16 protein-coding genes are annotated in these 17,990 nt (G+C 45.5%); 11 read left to right on the forward strand and 5 right to left on the reverse strand.

All coding sequences use genetic code 11. The features are described from left to right. The first annotated feature begins 14 nt into the window (after window positions 1-14). From agaW to C1S73_RS19155, 5 genes are read left to right on the forward strand one after another with little or no spacing between them, the layout of a single operon-like run. Entirely contained in the window at window positions 15-791 is a 777-nt protein-coding gene (agaW, locus tag C1S73_RS19135; protein WP_005448948.1) for a PTS N-acetylgalactosamine transporter subunit IIC, read from the forward strand. After that, the gene (agaE, locus tag C1S73_RS19140; protein ID WP_005448950.1) at window positions 781-1,665 is read left to right on the forward strand and encodes a PTS N-acetylgalactosamine transporter subunit IID; all 885 of its coding nucleotides are present in this window, start codon (window positions 781-783) and stop codon (window positions 1,663-1,665) included. The genes agaW and agaE overlap by 11 nt, the downstream gene beginning before the upstream one ends. Window positions 1,666-1,724: 59 nt before the next feature. Beyond that, window positions 1,725-2,165, forward strand: a complete 441-nt coding sequence (gene agaF, locus C1S73_RS19145; RefSeq protein WP_005448952.1) for a PTS galactosamine/N-acetylgalactosamine transporter subunit IIA — start codon at window positions 1,725-1,727, stop codon at window positions 2,163-2,165. Then, on the forward strand, window positions 2,155-3,360 hold the full coding sequence (gene nagA, locus C1S73_RS19150) for an N-acetylglucosamine-6-phosphate deacetylase (protein ID WP_038868863.1): 1,206 nt from the start codon (window positions 2,155-2,157) through the stop codon (window positions 3,358-3,360). The genes agaF and nagA overlap by 11 nt, the downstream gene beginning before the upstream one ends. Further along, window positions 3,351-4,205, forward strand: a complete 855-nt coding sequence (locus C1S73_RS19155; protein WP_005448957.1) for a tagatose bisphosphate family class II aldolase — start codon at window positions 3,351-3,353, stop codon at window positions 4,203-4,205. Before nagA ends, C1S73_RS19155 begins: the two co-directional genes overlap by 10 nt. Window positions 4,206-4,327: 122 nt before the next feature. Here the strand turns inward: C1S73_RS19155 and C1S73_RS19160 are convergent, their stop codons facing one another. Further along, on the reverse strand, window positions 4,328-4,714 hold the full coding sequence (locus C1S73_RS19160; RefSeq protein WP_038868864.1) for a hypothetical protein: 387 nt from the start codon (window positions 4,712-4,714) through the stop codon (window positions 4,328-4,330). Between the two features lie 42 nt (window positions 4,715-4,756). Beyond that, window positions 4,757-6,748 carry a peptidase U32 family protein gene (locus C1S73_RS19165; protein ID WP_038868865.1) on the reverse strand — a complete coding sequence of 664 codons (1,992 nt, stop codon included), beginning with the start codon at window positions 6,746-6,748 and terminating at the stop codon, window positions 4,757-4,759. A 218-nt stretch (window positions 6,749-6,966) separates the two neighbouring features. On the opposite strand from C1S73_RS19165, the gene C1S73_RS19170 reads away from it, so the two are divergent. Beyond that, window positions 6,967-7,416 carry a DUF302 domain-containing protein gene (locus C1S73_RS19170; RefSeq protein ID WP_038868866.1) on the forward strand — a complete coding sequence of 150 codons (450 nt, stop codon included), beginning with the start codon at window positions 6,967-6,969 and terminating at the stop codon, window positions 7,414-7,416. 5 nt (window positions 7,417-7,421) lie between these two features. On the opposite strand, the gene C1S73_RS19175 is transcribed toward C1S73_RS19170, so the two are convergent. Next, entirely contained in the window at window positions 7,422-8,354 is a 933-nt protein-coding gene (locus C1S73_RS19175) for a hypothetical protein (RefSeq protein ID WP_038868867.1), read from the reverse strand. A gap of 231 nt (window positions 8,355-8,585) precedes the next feature. Further along, window positions 8,586-10,472 (reverse strand): methyl-accepting chemotaxis protein, encoded by a 1,887-nt coding sequence (locus C1S73_RS19180; protein ID WP_038868869.1) that lies wholly within the window; start codon window positions 10,470-10,472, stop codon window positions 8,586-8,588. Window positions 10,473-10,790: 318 nt separating this feature from the next. On the opposite strand from C1S73_RS19180, the gene C1S73_RS19185 reads away from it, so the two are divergent. Next, on the forward strand, window positions 10,791-13,541 hold the full coding sequence (locus tag C1S73_RS19185) for a M16 family metallopeptidase (protein ID WP_038868870.1): 2,751 nt from the start codon (window positions 10,791-10,793) through the stop codon (window positions 13,539-13,541). Window positions 13,542-13,606: 65 nt separating this feature from the next. On the opposite strand, the gene C1S73_RS19190 is transcribed toward C1S73_RS19185, so the two are convergent. Continuing rightward, window positions 13,607-13,933, reverse strand: coding sequence for a 2Fe-2S iron-sulfur cluster-binding protein (locus tag C1S73_RS19190; protein ID WP_038868872.1), 327 nt, complete (start codon window positions 13,931-13,933; stop codon window positions 13,607-13,609). Between the two features lie 208 nt (window positions 13,934-14,141). Here C1S73_RS19190 and C1S73_RS19195 point away from each other — a divergent pair, with 208 nt between their 5' ends. The 4 genes from C1S73_RS19195 (at window position 14,142) to C1S73_RS19210 (ending at window position 17,934) form a co-directional block, all read left to right on the forward strand. Then, window positions 14,142-14,570, forward strand: coding sequence for a Spy/CpxP family protein refolding chaperone (locus C1S73_RS19195; RefSeq protein WP_038868873.1), 429 nt, complete (start codon window positions 14,142-14,144; stop codon window positions 14,568-14,570). Window positions 14,571-15,138: 568 nt separating this feature from the next. Continuing rightward, window positions 15,139-15,939 (forward strand): tyrosine-type recombinase/integrase, encoded by an 801-nt coding sequence (locus tag C1S73_RS19200; RefSeq protein WP_038868874.1) that lies wholly within the window; start codon window positions 15,139-15,141, stop codon window positions 15,937-15,939. A 394-nt stretch (window positions 15,940-16,333) separates the two neighbouring features. Further along, on the forward strand, window positions 16,334-17,068 hold the full coding sequence (locus tag C1S73_RS19205) for a helix-turn-helix domain-containing protein (RefSeq protein ID WP_038868877.1): 735 nt from the start codon (window positions 16,334-16,336) through the stop codon (window positions 17,066-17,068). 332 nt (window positions 17,069-17,400) lie between these two features. Beyond that, the gene (locus C1S73_RS19210) at window positions 17,401-17,934 is read left to right on the forward strand and encodes a fimbrial protein (protein WP_009706582.1); all 534 of its coding nucleotides are present in this window, start codon (window positions 17,401-17,403) and stop codon (window positions 17,932-17,934) included. Window positions 17,935-17,990: the final 56 nt, after the last annotated feature.

Raw genomic sequence — 17,990 nt, forward strand, 5'->3', positions numbered from 1 at the left:
ATAGGAAAGAAATCATGGAAATAGGACTCTTACAGGCCTTGATGCTCGGCATCTTAGCCTTTTTTGCTGGCCTAGATTTATTTAATGGTCTTACTCACTTCCACCGTCCGGTGGTGCTTGGTCCACTTGTTGGTCTGATTTTAGGCGACTTGCAAACCGGTATCTTGGTTGGCGGTACGCTTGAATTGATTTGGATGGGACTTGCCCCTCTTGCGGGGGCTCAACCACCAAACGTTATCATCGGCACCATCGTGGGTACGGCTTTCGCGATTACAACCAAAGTCGAGCCAAATGTTGCGGTTGGTGTCGCTGTGCCTTTCGCCGTTGCCGTACAGATGGGCATTACGCTGCTCTTCTCTGCAATGTCAGCGGTCATGTCTAAGTGTGACGAGTACGCACAAAATGCGGATACCAATGGTATTGAACGCGTGAACTATATGGCACTTGCTGTACTCGGTTCTTTCTACTTTCTGTGTGCATTCTTACCCGTTTATCTTGGGGCTGAACATGCAGGGAAAATCGTTGAAGTACTACCGAAAGATCTCATTGATGGCTTAGGCGTCGCTGGTGGCATCATGCCTGCAATTGGCTTTGCTGTCTTGATGAAAATCATGATGAAGAACGCCTACATCCCTTACTTCATCCTTGGTTTCGTCGCTGCTGCTTGGCTTCAACTGCCAATCTTAGCGATTGCCGCGGCTGCGACGGCCATGGCCATTATCGACTTCATGCGTAAAACGGAACCCACTCCTGTAACTGCACCTGCTGAGGACTTTGAAGATGGAATCTAATGTAAGTAACGAACTCGACCTTCGTAGCCAAAATGTTGATGTGCAGCCAGCTCCTGGCGTGGCTGAAGATGAGTATGAAAATAAAGAGATTGGTGCAGATCTAACCAAAGCAGACATCAATCGTATGGCGTGGCGCTCGCTCCTACTCCAAGCGTCTTTCAACTACGAACGTATGCAGGCTTCTGGTTGGTTGTACGGACTACTGCCTGCGCTGAAGAAGATTCACACCAATAAAGCTGACCTATCTAAAGCAATGCAAGGTCATATGGGGTTCTTCAATACTCACCCGTTCTTGGTGACATTTGTCATGGGGATCGTTCTGGCGATGGAACGCTCCAAGCAAAACGTCAGCAGTATTCAGAGCACTAAGATCGCGGTTGGTGCACCAATGGGTGGCATCGGTGATGCGATGTTCTGGCTGACTCTTCTTCCTATTTGTGGCGGTATCGGTGCAGACCTTGCGCTGCAAGGCTCCATCATGGGTGCGGTGTTCTTTATTGTGCTGTTTAACGTGGTGCATTTTGGTCTGCGATTTGGTCTCGCACATTATGCGTATCGCATGGGGGTTGCTGCTATCCCTGTTATCAAAGCCAACACGAAGAAAGTCGGACATGCGGCTTCGATGGTAGGTATGACGGTGATCGGTGCTTTGGTGGCGACTTATGTTCGTCTATCGACGACCGCAGAAATTACCGCCGGTGATGCTGTGGTGAAACTGCAAGGCGATGTGATCGATAAACTCATGCCAGCGTTTCTTCCATTGGTCTACACCCTAGCTATGTACGCGCTCGTCAAGCGTGGTTGGAGCCCGCTAAAACTTATCGGTATCACCGTGGTGTTAGGTGTTGTTGGGCGTTTTATGGGTTTCTTATAAATCACATTGGACACACAAAACATTGGGGTGGAGTGCTCTGCCCCATTAAGGAAACGTAAATGATTGCTGTAATTCTATCTGGTCACGGAGGGTTTGCTTCCGGTCTTGCCAAAGCGGTGTTTCAGGTTATTGGGGAGCAACCTCAATTTAAGTTTATCGACTTTCCAGAAGAGGCAACGACTCCGCAACTGGAAGTGTCAATGCGCGAGGCGATTAATGAAGTTGATTCTGGCGAAGGTATTGTTTTCCTCACTGATTTGTTGGGAGGTACACCTTTTCGTACTGCATCACTGATCAGTCAAGAGCGTGACGATGTCCAGGTTGTAACGGGAACAAACATGCAGATGGCGGCTGAGATGCTTTTGGAACGCGATGAACTCGATCTCGCTGAGTTTCGCGATCAAGCGCTGGCTTGTGGGCATCGTGGCATTACCTCGTTGAGTGCTGAAATGGCTGAGAAAGCTAAACATGTGGGAACGGTAGAAGAAGATGGCATCTGAACAAGATCGTGCAAGGCATTCTTGCTACCGAGCTCAGCGTGTATTGCAAGGTGATAGATGGCTTGATGATGGGCTAATTCGCATCGACGAAAATGGGGTGATTGATTCTGTTGAGCCATTCAACTCTCATGAACACATTGATTTTATTGACTTAGGTGAGGTGAGCATACTACCCGGCCTGATTGACAGTCATGTGCATGGAGCCAAAGGCTGTGACGTTATGGATGCCGAGCATGACAGCCTCAATACGATGTCTCGCTATTTCGCGAGCTTGGGCGTTACCGCATTTGTTGCCACAACCGTAACCGCTCCTGTGGCAAAAATTCGTGCCGCGTTAAAGCAAGTTGCTGTGAGTAAACGACATGGCGTTGATGGTGCTGAGATCTTAGGTGCGTATCTAGAGGGACCTTATTTCACCGAGAAGAATCGCGGCGCGCACCCGACGACATGGTTTAGAGATTTATCGGTCGAAGAGTTGGAGCAGTGGATTTCTTATTGTGATGACCAGCTCGTCACCGTCGCACTGGCTCCAGAAAAAGACGGGGCAATCGATGCGATTCGTTACCTGAATAAACAGGGTATTAACGTGATGCTTGGGCATACCGATGCGAGTTACGACCAAGTGAAACAGGCGTTGGATGCTGGCGCAAATGGCATTGTCCACTGCTACAACGGCATGCGGGGTCTACATCACCGAGATCCAGGAGTCGTTGGGGCAGGGCTTATCCATCCCAACAGCTATGTCGAAATGATTGCCGATGGGCATCACGTTCACTCTGCTGCTATAGATGTCGCGCATCGCTGTTGTGGTCAACGCATGGCGCTGATTACCGATGCTATGAGTGCGACAGGCATGCCTGATGGTCGCTACACGCTTGGTGAATACGAAGTGCAAATGAAAGGCGGCGTCGTTACTACAGAAAGTGGAAGTTTGGCAGGCAGCACTTTGACCTTGCCGCAAGCAGTTAAAAATATTCATAAATGGCTAAACATCCCACTAGAGCAAGCTTGGTTGATGGCATCGTTAACTCCGGCTCAATCGTTAGGTTTGCAACACCAATTAGGCACCCTAGAAGCCGGAAATCGCGCATCTATGGTCGCTGTTAAATCAGATTTCTCAATTGTAAAAACTTGGGTCAATGGGCGTCTTGTGTTTGATGCATCCGTACCAAGTCAGGAGGCTTTATGTATCTAATTTCTTCCCGTGAAATGCTAAAACGTGCCCAACAAGCTGGTTATGCGGTGCCTGCATTTAATATTCATAACTTAGAGACGGTCCAAGTCATTGTTGAAACCGCTTCAGAGATGGGCTCTCCAGTGATTCTCGCAGGCACGCCGGGAACTTTTGATTATGCGGGTACCGATTACCTGATCAGTATTTGTAAAGAAGCTGCACATAAGCATTCGATCCCGTTAGTTCTTCATCTTGATCACCATGAAGACCTACAAGACATTTGTACTAAGGTCGATCACGGTATTCGTTCTGTAATGATTGATGGTTCGCATTATGCGTTTGATCAGAACATAGAGATTGTGCGCTCGGTGGTTCAATACTGTAACCGATTTGACGCAAGTGTCGAAGCTGAGTTAGGTCGTTTAGGCGGTCAAGAAGACGATCTGATTGTCGACAGTGCCGATGCACTAATGACCGACCCAGCTTCTGCCGCGGAGTTTGTTCGCCGTACTGGTATTGATTCGTTAGCTGTGGCAATTGGCACAGCTCATGGCTTGTATAAAGCGGAGCCTAAACTCGACTTTAACCGCTTAGATAAAATCCGTGGTGTTGTCGATATTCCGTTAGTACTGCATGGCGCATCAGGTGTTCCTGATGAAATGGTTCGTCGTTGTATTGACCTTGGCGTGTGCAAGGTGAACGTGGCGACTGAGCTGAAGATCGCGTTCTCAAATGCGGTCAAACAACATTTTGCGCATCACCCTGACGCAAACGACCCTCGTAAATACATCACGCCTGGTAAAGCGGCGATGAAACAGGTGGTGATGGATAAGATCCATATGTGCGGAAGTGAAGGAAAGCTCTAGGGTCTGTTGACCCTAACAACTGATTATATTTGGTAAACTCCCCCGATGACATGTTTACCTAGGTGCTAGGTCTTCTAGCACCTTTTTATCTTTATGGCATTTCAACCGTTATTATGTGGGTATTAAGCCCGATAAAACTTACTGTCGTTGAAGACGTCACGGTCACGCGGATCGTTCGATAGGAACATCCAAATCTCTTTCATGCTTTGTTCAAAGAACTCTTCTTCAAACACCACCATAGAACAATGCTCACCAAGCCCAGCCACGAAGGGTTCGAGTGCTTCAAACCCAATGCGTTCGATGTCTTCAATATCAATGAAATACAGCTTCTTATCGGTTCTTTGTTCGCTTTCTGCGGGTAATTCGCCTTTACCAAGCACTGAAAAGTTAAGCTCAACGGTTAAACCCGTACGGTTTTGTTTGAGTTCATAAACCGCTTCCGTTTGAGCCATCACGCTGTAGTTCAAATCATCAAAGTAGCTTAGTGTTTCTTGCTTCATTGGGTGCATAAGTCTTCCATAAATTGTGCAGTTGAATCTGATGAGATTCCGTTACAAGCCTTTCAAGTATTGAGCGTTTGCCGTCGGGTGAATCGCGGTATTAAGTGCCCCAACATGCTGCTCATTGTGTTCATTCAACAGAGCGGTAAAGGCATCGATCAATTCAGGTTTGGTCATCGTGACTTTAGTTTCTGTCTGAATGCCACGTAGGTCGATCAATACGTCAGTTAACAGCTGTGGCAAATCCTGCAGTACTTGCAGGTTCAATACGTTGTGCTCGCTGTAGATCGAGTTGTGACTGCCTTTTTGTTTTTGCACCACATACGGGTTGTCTTTTAAGTTGATGATCGATGTGCGCTTGTCACAACGCTTCAAACAGCCTTTATTTACCTTAATCTTGCGGCAACCTTCGGTTTGTTGGAACAAACATTGGCGACTGGTGAGCAGTGTGTTCGGGTGGTAAATGCTGTAGTAGCTGCGCATGTTGTGCGGGCGCTTAATGTGGCGCATCTGCTTCATGTTCAGCTCGTTAGAGATAAACGCACCGCTTGCGGCGAACTCTTCTTGCAAACATTTGAACGAGTAGGAGTTCACTGTGTTCATTTGCGGGCCTGCAATCCAACCTAATCCCAGCTCTTGGGCCAAAATACCCACGCCAGAGTTATTGGTGATCGACAATTCTGGTTTCACTGCTTCTAAGAATGCACGTGAGGCTTGGTAATCGTCGCCAATCAAAATCGCAGGGAACCAAGGTTTCAATCTTGGATTTGCTTGGAACAACTCGATCATCGCATTCAGTTCACCCGCCAATCCCATTGGTAGCTGGAAATACACATCGACATTGCTGTCTTCGCATAGTGCGGTGTCTTCTATTGATGAAATCAATACAGATAGCTTCGGAGCGCCTTCGCGCATATCTGGTTGAGGTAGCGTCGGTAAAGTCGGTACATCAATCGCGCCTTTTAGGCTGCTGCCAGAGGCTTGCGTTGAAGTCACATCAAAATCTTGAGTCTTCTCTGCAACCTTCTCAATGATTGCGGTTTTGTCGTCGTAGAGCTTCTTCTTCACGCCTTGCACATCATCGGCGGATTCGCATTTGTAGATCTTTGAGAAGTGTTTTACAGCGTGATCGCGAGGGTTATCGATGTACATCGCTTTACCGAAATCGCCTTGCAAAAATGCGTTAGAGAAATCGCGGTTAAATACGGTGTACAACTCTGTGGTGTCGTTCGACAGCTCTACGCCATCACACAAGCGATCAATCTGTTTACGCCAGTTATCGACTACGGTGTAAACGTAGTGAGATTTCTTAATGCGGCCTTCCACTTTCAACGAATACACGCCCGCATCGGCAAGTGCTTCTAAATCGCCAAATGCTGAGTTGTCCTTCATGTTGAGTGGGTAGCTGTTGCCTGTTTTGGTGGTTTCGTATTGCTCACGACAAGGCTGGCTGCAGCGACCACGGTTGCCCGAAGCACCGTTTCGCGCAGAACTGATGTAGCAAATGCCAGAGAAACCAATGCAGTAAGAGCCGTGCACAAACACTTCCATCATCACATCATGCTCACGACCAAACTGAGCTAGATGTTTGATCTCATTGATGTTCAGTTCACGAGAGAGGTTCACACGGCTCGCCGTCAACTGATTAAGGAACAAGATCTGTCCTTCGTTGTGCGTGTTGAGCTGAGTTGAAGCGTGTAAGTCTAGATCTGGGAAATGATTCTTGAGAATGTAAGCCAAACCAAGATCTTGCACGATCACGCCATCAATTGCGGTGGTGTTTAATTGGCTGAGCAAACGCACGATGGCTGGGATTTCGCTTTCCAGAATCAATACGTTCAGAGTCAGGAAGATCTTACAGTTGTGCTGATGAGCTAGCGTCAGCACGCCATTCAAGTTATCTAAAGTGAGGTTGGTCGCTCGATTGCGGGCATTAAAACGGTCTAGTCCGCAGTAGATAGCATCGGCACCCGCAGCAATGGCTGCTTTGATGGAATCCAGATCGCCGCCCGGGGCTAATAACTCAAATTGATCGCGTGTCACTAGTTATCTCTTACTCAGTAAAATAGGTCACGTATTTTATGTGCTTCACGGTTTTAATGTTGGACTGATTAACGCTTTATTAATCTGAATCAATTTTCACTCTGGGTCGGTCTATTGTTGATAAGGAAAGCCGAAAATCAGACACGTGCAGGTCGCGAGTCTGGGTCTTGGCTTCTATAGTTTTTGGGTAGTGAGATCGAAGCATAAGGAATCAGCAGATGGTAAAAGCAATAACGGTAGGATTGGTCGCAGTGTTGGCGTCATTTTCCTCTTTGGCAGAAGAAAGTGTAGTACGAGTCGCGAGTCAACATTCGGTGCAAGATACCGCGAATAAGTTTGTCGAAATCGCGCAAAGTAAGGGCTTAAACGTGTTTGCGCGTGTAAATCACCAAGAGAATGCGGCTAAGGTCGACATGGCGCTACGACCAACCGAAGTCATTGTGTTTGGTAACCCAAAAGTGGGCACGCCGCTGATGCAATGCGCCCAAGAGGTGGCGATCGATTTGCCGCAAAAAGTGCTGGTTTATGAAGATGCAGAAGGCAAAACGTGGCTCGCTTACAACAACCCAATGTATCTAAAAGAGCGCCACAAGATTGAAGGGTGTGACGAGGTGTTGGCCAAAGTCAGTGGTGTGCTGAGTAAGCTCACAGGCGCGGCAGCGAAGTAGTTTCCTCATGCTGCTCGCGGTCTCTCCATGTGTGAGCAGCATTCTGCAAGCCAACCGTTACGGTGAGCGGCATTGTAAGCACCTCGACAACAGCGTAACCAATCTCGCTTGTTTGCGAAGTAGGACGCGCTGCCTTTGCAAATTTTGAGCGTCCACTTTGAGCGAGCAGAACGCATGTGTTCACAGCACTTTTGTGTCCAGCCATTGCGGTGTGCTGCGAAATACGCGCCACTGCACCCTTCTTGCCATGCAGTTCGCGTTCGATAATTAGCTGCACTGGCTTTACATGTTTCGAACGTCCATTTTTTCTGTGTTCTTGGCGCCCCCATGTGCTCACAGCATTCTTCTAACCATCCGCGATTTCTCGCTGCTTGGTAAGCGCTTTTGCAAGCGGCAATCCACTCAGTGCGGGTCTGGAAGGCGCTTGCGCTCTTGACACAGGCCTCTCGATTCCACTTCAACTCTATTTGTTTCATGTGCTGGCAGCAGTCTTCTAGCCAGCCGTTTCGGTTGGCCGCGTTATAAGCACCGCTGCAACCGCGTTGCCAATCGGAGCGTGTTTGGTACTGTTTGGCGTTGTCTGCACAAGTTTCGAAGGTCCATTTTTTACCGGTCCGAGAAGGGAGCATATGTGCACAGCAGTCCTCCACCCAGCCGTTTTTACGGGCGGCGTGATAAGCACTTTTACAGCCTCGGTTCCATTGTGACCGTGTGTTGTATCGCGCAGCGCTTTGTTTACATTTCTCAAATGTCCATTTGATGCCGACTTGCTGCATGTGCGCGCAACACTGATCTAGCCATCCATTACGATAAGCGGCGCTGTAGGCTGCCTTGCACCCTTCGCACCATTGGGTTCGTGTCTGATAATGAGCCGCACTCTGTTTGCACAGTTCGAGACTCCATTTTCCGCGTTTTTTGGGAAGATCCATTAGGTTCATAAGCGCACCCCTTCAAACGTTTTTAACTGGTGATGTTGAGCCGTTTCCCTAGATAAAAGTCTGCCGTACTCTCTGTGGAGTTTGCTTTCGCAGACAGGTGATGGTGATGATTGTTATGCCTTTTTGTACGGTTTCTTCGCCTTTTCGGGTCAAATGAAGACAAAAGTAGCGGAAGGAAAAAAAGCAAACCCCGCTCGTGGCGGGGTTTGGTAGATCACTAGAAAAAGATATTTATGCCAGTTTAAAGGTCGCGACTTGTGAGTTGAGGTCTTCTGCTTGCGATTTCAATTCAGAAGATTGAGTCATCGACTCTTCCGCACCAACGACCAATTGATCCGTGACATCTTTTATCGAAGTTACGTTCTGCGTGATTTCGTTGGTCACGTGAGTTTGTTCTTCTGCGGCTGTCGCGATTTGTGTTGCCATATCGCTGATCATCGCAACTGCGGAATTAATCTCGTCCAGTGCTTGAGAAGCGCGGTCGGCATCTTCTACCGAACCTATTGCCAGCTCAGAGCTGCGTTCCATCAAAGTAACAGCACGCTGAGTTGTGCGCTGAAGCGTTTCGATGGTGGACTTGATCTCTTCTGTTGATGTATGAGTGCGTTGCGATAGAACACGCACTTCATCCGCAACCACAGCAAAACCACGGCCCTGTTCACCCGCGCGAGCGGCTTCAATCGCGGCGTTCAATGCTAGTAGGTTGGTTTGCTCTGCAATGTCACGTATGGTCGACAGCACGGTATTGATGTCTTGAGCGTGTTGGTTTAGTTCACTGATCACGCCGCTGGCTTGGTTTACTTCCGAAGACAGGTTGTTGATCGAGTCTTTGGTGTTCACTACCAACGCATGACCGTTTTGTGTGCTCATTGAAGAATCTTGCGCTACTTTGGCGGTTTGCTCTGCATGAGAAGCAATCTCCTGTGTTGCAGATGCCATTTCAGTCACGGCCGTAGCCACAAGAGTGATTTCTTGTTGCTGGTGGTTTAGCTCATCAACTGATTGATTTGCACGTTTGGTGCTTAACTCGGATTGTTGGTTTAGTTCTTCCGCTTGATGACGAATATGGCCGATGAGTTTCTGGAGGCTTTCAACGAATTGGTTGAAGTTTTCTGCGAGCTCACCCACCTCATCGCGGTTTTCCACTATGATACGTTGAGTTAAGTCACCACTACCGTTGGCGATTTGCGATAGTGCATTAGATACGTTGTAAAGCGGACGGAATAGGATGTTACACAGCAGGTTAAACAAAGCCACGCAGATGATCACCACGATAGTCGTCGCGATGATTTGGCCCCAAACTGCGTCGTAAAGTGGGGCAACTAAAGAGTCATTATCCAGAACCGTGACCGTTGTTAGCTTAGTGCCGTCAATGGCTTTCGCGTAAACCACGAAGTCTTTGCCGTTGATGGATACTGTACGATCTTGACCGGAATTTGCTGCCGTTGTGATATCGCTGTTGTTCAGCCCCAATTTGCTAACAGGTTGGTTAAGTAGCTTGCTGTCATTGTGGGTGAAGATATTACCTTGGTCATTGGCGATAAACATGTAACCTTCACCTGGCAGAATCACTTGATTAAGGCTGTTCAGAATATCACCGATTTCTACATCAGCACCAAGGACTGAGGTTTGACCGTGTAGCTGTATGGCTTTACCAAGAGAAACTACGTTTGCCCCTGTTGCTGCTGCAACCGTTGGGTTATCCATAAAGACTTTCGAAGGGTTTGCGATCGCGTTGGTGTACCAACCCCATTGGCGAGGGTCGTCGTTACCCGGTGGAAGTACAACACCGTTCGCGTTGTCTTGAGAACCATCTGGATACGCAAGGAAGACGTTATCAAACGCGGCAGAATCACGAACTTGTTTTAGGTGGGTCACAATGGCGGATTTCTCTGCATCTTGTGACAATGATGTAAGCGCTCGTTCTTTGGATAGGATCCAATCACTCACATATTGGTTATAAGATGCGCTTGTACTTTCTAAACGTTGCGCGACTTCAACATCCAGTCGCTGCAAAGAATCACGAAAAGACAGCCCCTCTACCAACACTCCCCCGAGGATGATGGCAGCACTGGCAGATATCGCCAGTTTGTTTTTCAAAGATAAATTCTTAAGCATAAAATTTTGATTGGCTCGTTATATTTATAAAAAGTGGTGTTGCACGGGCCATTATATTTTAGTGGTCAAAATAAATTCCGATCTATGTCGCGTATTTGAGCCATATCGGTGTTTATAAAGAATTAATCTTTAATGCTATTTACTTTTTTGGACTAACTTGTTTATTAGCAAAGCGTTATCTAAGTCTTTGTAAATGATTCTTATTTTTATAAAGTGTGATTGAAGTCTTACTATTCGGGCGTATATTTCATATTAAATATCAAGCATATGACGTGATCGATATATTGCCTCAATTAATCATTGTTAGGGACGATAGTTATGCGTAGCACGTTGTTAATTCCCGCATTATTGCTGTCAGGGTGCGCTCTGACGCCCCAATCTACACCTCTTCAAACTGACCCTAATTGGGTTGTTGACCAACTTCCCAATGGGATGAAATACCACATTTACCCAACTCAAGATGAAGAAGTTTCGGTACGTTTGATGATGAACGTTGGCTCATTCCAAGAAGAAGCCAATCAAAAAGGCTATGCACACTTTATTGAGCACATGGCGTTCAACGGCAGTACCCATTTTTCTGGTAATGATGTAGTGAAGTTGTTTGAAGCTTCTGGTGGCAGTTTTGGTGCAGATATCAATGCCACAACGACCTATCAACAGACGACCTATAAGTTGGATTTGGCTAACCCTGACAAGCTTGATGATGCGCTAACTTGGATGCGCGACATCAGTGATGGTATTCAGTTTGATCCAACACAAGTGGAGAAAGAGAAAGGCGTCATTTTAGGTGAGTGGCGACGTTCTCGTCCCGATGATAAATCCCTATCTTTTAACGCGTACCAAGCTTCAATTGAAGGCACGCCTTACGCAGAGCACGACCCTATTGGTACACGTAGTTCTATAGAAAACACAACTTCGCCTGCACTCAAAACGTTTTATGACAAATGGTATCAACCACAATACGCAGAGCTTATCGTGACGGGTAATGTGGATGCAGAATCACTGACTAAGATTATTGAGAGTAAGTTTTCTAACTGGGATAGTACATCCGATGCTGTTGTTGAAAAACGTCGTGACATCCGAGCAAAAAATGCAGACCGTATTTTGCCAAGTAGTCAGATGGAGTCGCCGAGTTTGCACTTGATTATCGACCGAGATTCGGTGAGTCGTCAAACCATGCAAGATCAACATAAAGCATGGCAAGATGAAATCAGTGCTCAACTTATTCAACAACGCCTACTTAGTGTTTTGAATGATGCTGCGGAGTCATTTCAATACGCGTACGCACAACCATACTCTTCAAACTATCACCGCATGATGTCTGCTGGTGTTTCATTTGCACCAGAGCGCCGAGAGAAAATCCAGCAAATCTTCATGAACACATTGACGTCCTTGCGTGACTATGGTGTTACTCAACAAGAACTCGACGGGATCATGTCGGGTTGGTATGGGGAGCTGGCTAATCTCGATTCTGATTGGTCGAAACGCAAACCAGCAGGCTATGCAGAAGCGCGTGTATTCCAACTAGAACAAGATTCAGTGAGCCAATCCAAAGCAGGCTATGAATTGAGCTTGTCGACGTTTGTTAAGAGCAATACGCTAACCCATGCGAATGAAGCGTTGGAGGCTCTTCTTTCTCAGCCAGCAAGTTTTGTTGTCGGCTTAGGTAAAACAGAAAATAAAGCTCAGTTCGCTGGAGAATTTGCCCTGTTGAGTGCCGCTTACGCACAAGCGGGGGAAAAGCCTTTGAACATGTACGCGAAAGCCGATGGTTTTGTTCAGCCAAAGAAAGAAGGCACTATTGTAAGTACTCGTGAAGAAGCGGGTGGTTTCCAAGTGTATACCTTGTCAAACGGTGTGGATGTGTGGTTCCAAAAGGATGATAAAGCGGCCAATCGAGCTTATGTTTACTTCGTCAGCCAAGGTGGTAAAGCCGCGTTAGATAAGCCACTGTATCCTGCGTTTGACGTGGCAACGATGGCAGCAGCTCGTAGTGGTTTGGGTGATTTTTCTGGTTCTGAACTCGACAGTTATTTACGTAAAAACGATATCTCGTTGTTCCCTATTTTAGGACCAACTAACCATGGCATAGAGGTCATTACTCCGAAAGCGCATTTGGCAAGTGCGTTAAATGGTTTGTACAACATTGCCACTGATATCAAAGTGGATGAACGCCAACTAGAAGCGGTGAAACGAGAGTTTCTTCAGCAGCGCCGTGCCTTTTTTGAGTCGTCGATGGGGAAATGGATTAAAGCGGCGAACGAAAACTCGTACTTACCAAACAGTCGCCATCGTTTGTTACCAAGTGATGGTGTAAAGGATGTGACACCTGAGCAGGTTCAAGCGGTACATGATGCTTTGTTCAACTACAATCGCGGTTTTAAAATGGTCATTGTGGCGGATGTTGAACCAGAACAAATTACCCCATTGTTGCGTAAATACGTCGCCTCTATTGATATGCAGGTAGGGGAACCGGTGGATTACTCGATTGAGTTCAACCCGAATGCATTAAGCCGAACGGTGATGGAAGAAGGTAACGAACCGTCATCGATGTATTTATTACGTCTAACCAATCAGCACGAGTCGCCAAGAACTGGGCATGACATGATTGTGGAAGACATGCTTCAACGTATTGCGGCTGCGCGTGTTACAGAGCAATTACGTGAAGATGCAAGCTTGGATTACAGCCCGAGTATTTATCCAATCACACAAGATCGTGAAATGGTGTCCGACTGGTTCTTGGAATCTCAAATCGATCCTAAAGACGTTAGCAAAATGGATGCGCAGTTAGATAAGGTTTTTGATGAACTGGCTAAAAATATCACTCAAAAAGAGGTTGATACCGCAGCTAAACAACTTGCGGTTGCAATGAAGGATTTGGATGATAATCCGGGCCAACGTAGCTGGGCTTACACACGCTATCTTGTTCATGGATATGGTTTAAACACATTGCTTGATGTAGATAAAGCGGCTCAGAGTGTGACGTTAGAAGAAGTAAAAGCCAAAGCGAAAGAGGCATTTGGCATCAAAGCTAAGCGAACAACGATTATTCTAAATCCAAAATCGTAATCATCTACAAGGGCGACGTGTGAGTCGCCCTTTTTCTGTCTCGCTTTGCCAATTCCTTGCGCGATTTAGCCACATTGGCAGGGCTTTGTTTCGCCTTTCTTTATTTGTTGTTTGTAAGTTTTTATCGCTTGTTTACGTTCTTCGTCTAAATCTGCACGGCGCACAATCACTTTCATGCCTGATTGAGGCTTTACCTTACACGCGTAAAGAGGCGTGCCATTAACTTCTACTTTGCAAGCATGGCAGCAACCGTGTTTACGCTTGTTCTTTAGGCAGGGCGCAGCGATATTCACTTTGACCTTGCGGGCTGTTTCTACCAAGTTCTGATCATCTGGTGAAATCGCGATTGGATGGTTATCAATCTCTATGATTGCAGGTTTGAAGGTAAACATAATCTCTTAAAATTCAGTAAAACAATAACTAAGACGACAGAGGCCGAAAAAAGACGACGCATTTCCTTATTTTTTGTTCGGTTCCTTGCGATGCACTTCTAATGCTGTTTTTGTGAAGGAAAGTCGCACATTAATAATAGGCAGGAAACCATATGGTATCGCTTGAGTCTGACCTTACTCCTGATTGAAGTAAATAAAGGTTCCCCCAATGAAACGCTACTTATTGTCGACAATTTTACTCCTAAGCAGTGCCAATGTATTTGCAGAAGCGGCACCCACTCAACCTGTAGCGCCAAAACCATTTGGTTTAGAAAGCATTACTGCTGATCAGCAAGCTAAGATTGAAGAAATTCAGCTTAACTTAAGCAGTACGCTGACTCAGGAGCAATCGCCACAAGATATCCAAGAAAGTGCGAAGCAGTTTGAGAAGTTAGTAAAAGCGTCATCGTTTGACGAAGCAAAAGCAAAAGCGCTGCTTGAACGAGCTAACAAGACACAAATCGATGTCCAGCTTGCAAAACTAAAAGCACAAAACGACATTTACAACGTTCTGACTGATGAGCAGAAGTCGACGTTAGAAAAGCGCCAACAAGAACAAATTAAAAAGTTTGAATCGATGAAGCAGCAAGCTCAGTAATCGAACGATTTTAATTGTCTAATTGATTAAAAAGACACCTGATTAATAGGTGTCTTTTTTCTTGTCATTCAAAAATGAAAGGGACCTTTCCCACTCCTTAAATTAACGGTTATGAGCGGTGCTTTAAGGTCATCAAAACGTAACAAATTTAATGAGACTTATTGTGATCTTGGTTCAGTAAAAAAATCCTAATGATAACTAGATCACAAAACGAAGGCTTATCTAACGGGTGAGCACCGTTCTTATCACCAAGCAAACCGCCATCTTTCTGAGTAAAAAGTCAATATAGTTATAAGTCTAGATAAATTATCAAGTTAAGAGATGTATTTACCGAACAGATCAGCACTGTCGGAAGGCCAATTCAGCTTGATATAGTCCAGAGGATTTTGTGCAGGGGATTGGGCTCAACCAATCATTGCCTGCCCTGCACCATAGCATGAGAAAAATACGCTCAAATACGGGTTAATAAGCATTGGGTAATAACTGACGAACACTCATCCTTATTACTCATGGTTGTTTGAACTATATTTTAATTATTAATAATTATAACGCAATGGAAGGTATGTTTATGAGTACCGTACAGGCAATCAGTGACAAACGCCTTGTAAAAAAAGCAGAGAAATACCTCAAGAGTCATCATGATGAAGTGTATTGGCTAATTTGGAGAATAGGTATTGAAACAGGGCTACGAATTACCGATATCACCAAGTTGGGTTACGATAATATCAATTTCGAATCCGGAGAAGTGGTTGTGATTGAGAGTAAAGGCACGCTAGCCCGACAAGCTAGAGCGAGGCATAAAGTCTTAAAAAGTGTCAAAAATGAGTTACTTAACTACTACAAGCGTGATCACACAAAACTGCTTTCTGTTTACGTATGTGACTATCGACACATCACTGATCTTGTTCCTCGCTGCTGGAAAGATAGCGTCCAAACACGATTAGAAGAAGCAACCAAAAGTGCGCCAGTGAAAAAAAGAGTGGCTTATCTCAGTCCGCGAACATTAACGGCATTAAAAAAGCGACAAAGAGTATGGCAAGGTCGAGACAGCGGATTCATCTTTTCAAGAGCGACACTGGGCAGTAATCGTGCAAAAAGGCAGCGAGGTGTCATTTCTCGACAAGCGTGCTGGCGGGTATTCTCATGCTTATCTTGTTGTATCGATGAGCTTCGCCAACACAAGATTGGTTGTCACAGCCTGCGTAAAATCTTTGCACGTCACCTTTATCATTCAAGTGATATGGATATTGGCCTTGTTGCTACTATCATCGGTCATCAATCTGTTGCGACAACATTGAGGTACATTGGCATATCTGATGAAGATACAAGAAGGGCGCAATTGCGGCTGTTTGACTACTTTTTCGCATAGCCAATAACAACACAGTTCATATTCTCAATGACTGAGGAAGCGACCGCGACCTCACGTTTTCTAATGTCTTGAATTCCTAGCGCTGATTATTTGCGTCTTTTTTCTGCATCCATTTGTGGCTGAAACGCACGGTGAGTCATCGGTTTCTTGATAGGGTTGCTCAGGTAAAGGCTGAATCTATCGATATCAACGTAGTTGTTCTTTACCATTGAATCAAAATGCCGTTTTTGTACATTTCTCTTTATTTTTTAATGGCATAGCATCAAATAACTCGAGACAAATTCTACAACCTATCCTCCTCAAACATACAGAGCATGTCCGTATTGCTTAACTTTTTTATGCCTATTTAACCTCTTGATTCATAAGTCAATTAAGCAGTGCAGGAGAACAGAAGATGAAATCGAACTTTTCTCATCACCTTCGAATGACACGAAAGAGAAGAGGTTGGTCTCAAAGAGAGTTAGTTGAGCGCTTGCACGATCTTTCCTTCTCTTTGTTTTCTGGGCTTGATGTGAATGCACTTTCTCGTTGGGAAAGCGAGAAGATACAACCGACACCTGAACGAATGGTTCAAATATTTAGAGCTCTCAGAATCAGTGTAGATGAACTTAAGGTTTGTGGCTTTCCGAAAAAACCTCAACTGATGAAGAGATTTGAGCGCTTTCGAAGAGGAAATTTTGGACTGATTGAACTTCCCCAAAGGCAGGGGAGGTGGCGGCGTTTAAAAGAAAAAGGCAGTGGTTATAAGTTTCTTAGAAGTCTCTGTTCCGTTGAGGAGTATGAGCCGTTTGTGACAGGTAGGGAGCGAACGGAGCAGTGGTCTGTTACTGGGTGCTATTTAGCATCAGTCACATATCGAATCGAAGGCGATACTTTCATTCTTCTCCACTCTGAAAGCTTAACTTACAGTGCGTTGCTGTCGACGATTGAGCGTTTGATTGAGCTATTGTACGAAAGTGAGGCAAAATTTTTTTGGATCGTCGCGGCTGAAAGAAAAGCGGCAAAGAAAGCTCGAGTCCTTCAGCTTGAAGAGGTTGGCTTTTGTTCGAATATATATTCTGGAACGTCAGATTATGTATTAGGCGAGTTGTTGACTATTCGCACTTGGAGCTCCTCAAATAACACTTAATTTTCACGAATTGTACGTCGAGTCATCGTTATCTTCGGAAAAACGTTTAAATGGATGAATGTAAATTGGAACAGGTAAATAACATATAGGCTCGTAACAAGAATGCATTATTTCTTGATGAAAAGGAGCAAATAATTTAGGGAGAATTAATGATTTAGAACTTAATAACATTCACGCTAACCAAAAATCATAATGTTTGTGAAACGATACAAACATATCGAGTTGGAAATAAAACGTTTCCATCCACACATTTATTAAAAACTAAATTGCAACAATAAGAAGTCATCACTTCTTGTCTGCATTTATTCGCTAAAAATACACGGGATTTAAAAATGAAAGCTAAATTCATTCGCTCATCAATCGCAGCTACTTTTCTTTTTGGACTGATGTCTGCAACCCCTGCTTTGGCAGAAAACACGACCAACGTTTACTTCAAAGGTGAAATCGTAGAATCAGCATGTGGTCTATCACCAGACAGCATCGATCAGACAATCCAACTTGGTCAACAGCCAACGCACATCTTTAAAGCAAAAGGTGACCGCTCTACACCAGTGCCTTTCCAAGTGAAGCTGACGGATTGTGATACGACTGTAGCAACAAAAGCGGAATTCACATTCGATTCTAACCCAGACACTACTGGCGACCTATTCAGCGTTGAAGGCGGTGCAACGGGCGTTGGCGTACGTATCCTTCACGATGGTAACCCAATCGACAACGGTGACGTAGCAGCAAGCAACGTAATCGTAGACGGCACAAACATCGCGTCTTTCTCTGCAGCGTATGAAGCAAACGTAGACGTAACAGCAACACCTGTTACAGCGGGTGTTGCAGAATCTTGGGCGCTACTACGCGTAACGTACCCATAAGCAGTTGCCGAGAGAGCTTTGGCTGTTTAGCCAAAGCTCTCGTTCTAATAAAAAAC

Origin of the sequence: Vibrio jasicida 090810c, assembly GCF_002887615.1 — a bacterium.
Taxonomy (GTDB): domain Bacteria; phylum Pseudomonadota; class Gammaproteobacteria; order Enterobacterales; family Vibrionaceae; genus Vibrio; species Vibrio jasicida.

Coding starts and splice junctions, on each gene's coding strand:
- C1S73_RS19170 (WP_038868866.1), top strand. CDS start 6,967: ATGGTAAAAGCAATAACGGTAGGATTGGTCGCAGTGTTGGCGTCATTT.
- C1S73_RS19210 (WP_009706582.1), top strand. CDS start 17,401: ATGAAAGCTAAATTCATTCGCTCATCAATCGCAGCTACTTTTCTTTTT.
- C1S73_RS19205 (WP_038868877.1), top strand. CDS start 16,334: ATGAAATCGAACTTTTCTCATCACCTTCGAATGACACGAAAGAGAAGA.
- C1S73_RS19195 (WP_038868873.1), top strand. CDS start 14,142: ATGAAACGCTACTTATTGTCGACAATTTTACTCCTAAGCAGTGCCAAT.
- agaF (WP_005448952.1), top strand. CDS start 1,725: ATGATTGCTGTAATTCTATCTGGTCACGGAGGGTTTGCTTCCGGTCTT.
- C1S73_RS19155 (WP_005448957.1), top strand. CDS start 3,351: ATGTATCTAATTTCTTCCCGTGAAATGCTAAAACGTGCCCAACAAGCT.
- C1S73_RS19180 (WP_038868869.1), bottom strand. CDS start 10,472: ATGCTTAAGAATTTATCTTTGAAAAACAAACTGGCGATATCTGCCAGT.
- C1S73_RS19190 (WP_038868872.1), bottom strand. CDS start 13,933: ATGTTTACCTTCAAACCTGCAATCATAGAGATTGATAACCATCCAATC.
- C1S73_RS19200 (WP_038868874.1), top strand. CDS start 15,139: ATGAGTACCGTACAGGCAATCAGTGACAAACGCCTTGTAAAAAAAGCA.
- agaW (WP_005448948.1), top strand. CDS start 15: ATGGAAATAGGACTCTTACAGGCCTTGATGCTCGGCATCTTAGCCTTT.
- nagA (WP_038868863.1), top strand. CDS start 2,155: ATGGCATCTGAACAAGATCGTGCAAGGCATTCTTGCTACCGAGCTCAG.
- C1S73_RS19185 (WP_038868870.1), top strand. CDS start 10,791: ATGCGTAGCACGTTGTTAATTCCCGCATTATTGCTGTCAGGGTGCGCT.
- agaE (WP_005448950.1), top strand. CDS start 781: ATGGAATCTAATGTAAGTAACGAACTCGACCTTCGTAGCCAAAATGTT.
- C1S73_RS19175 (WP_038868867.1), bottom strand. CDS start 8,354: ATGAACCTAATGGATCTTCCCAAAAAACGCGGAAAATGGAGTCTCGAA.
- C1S73_RS19160 (WP_038868864.1), bottom strand. CDS start 4,714: ATGCACCCAATGAAGCAAGAAACACTAAGCTACTTTGATGATTTGAAC.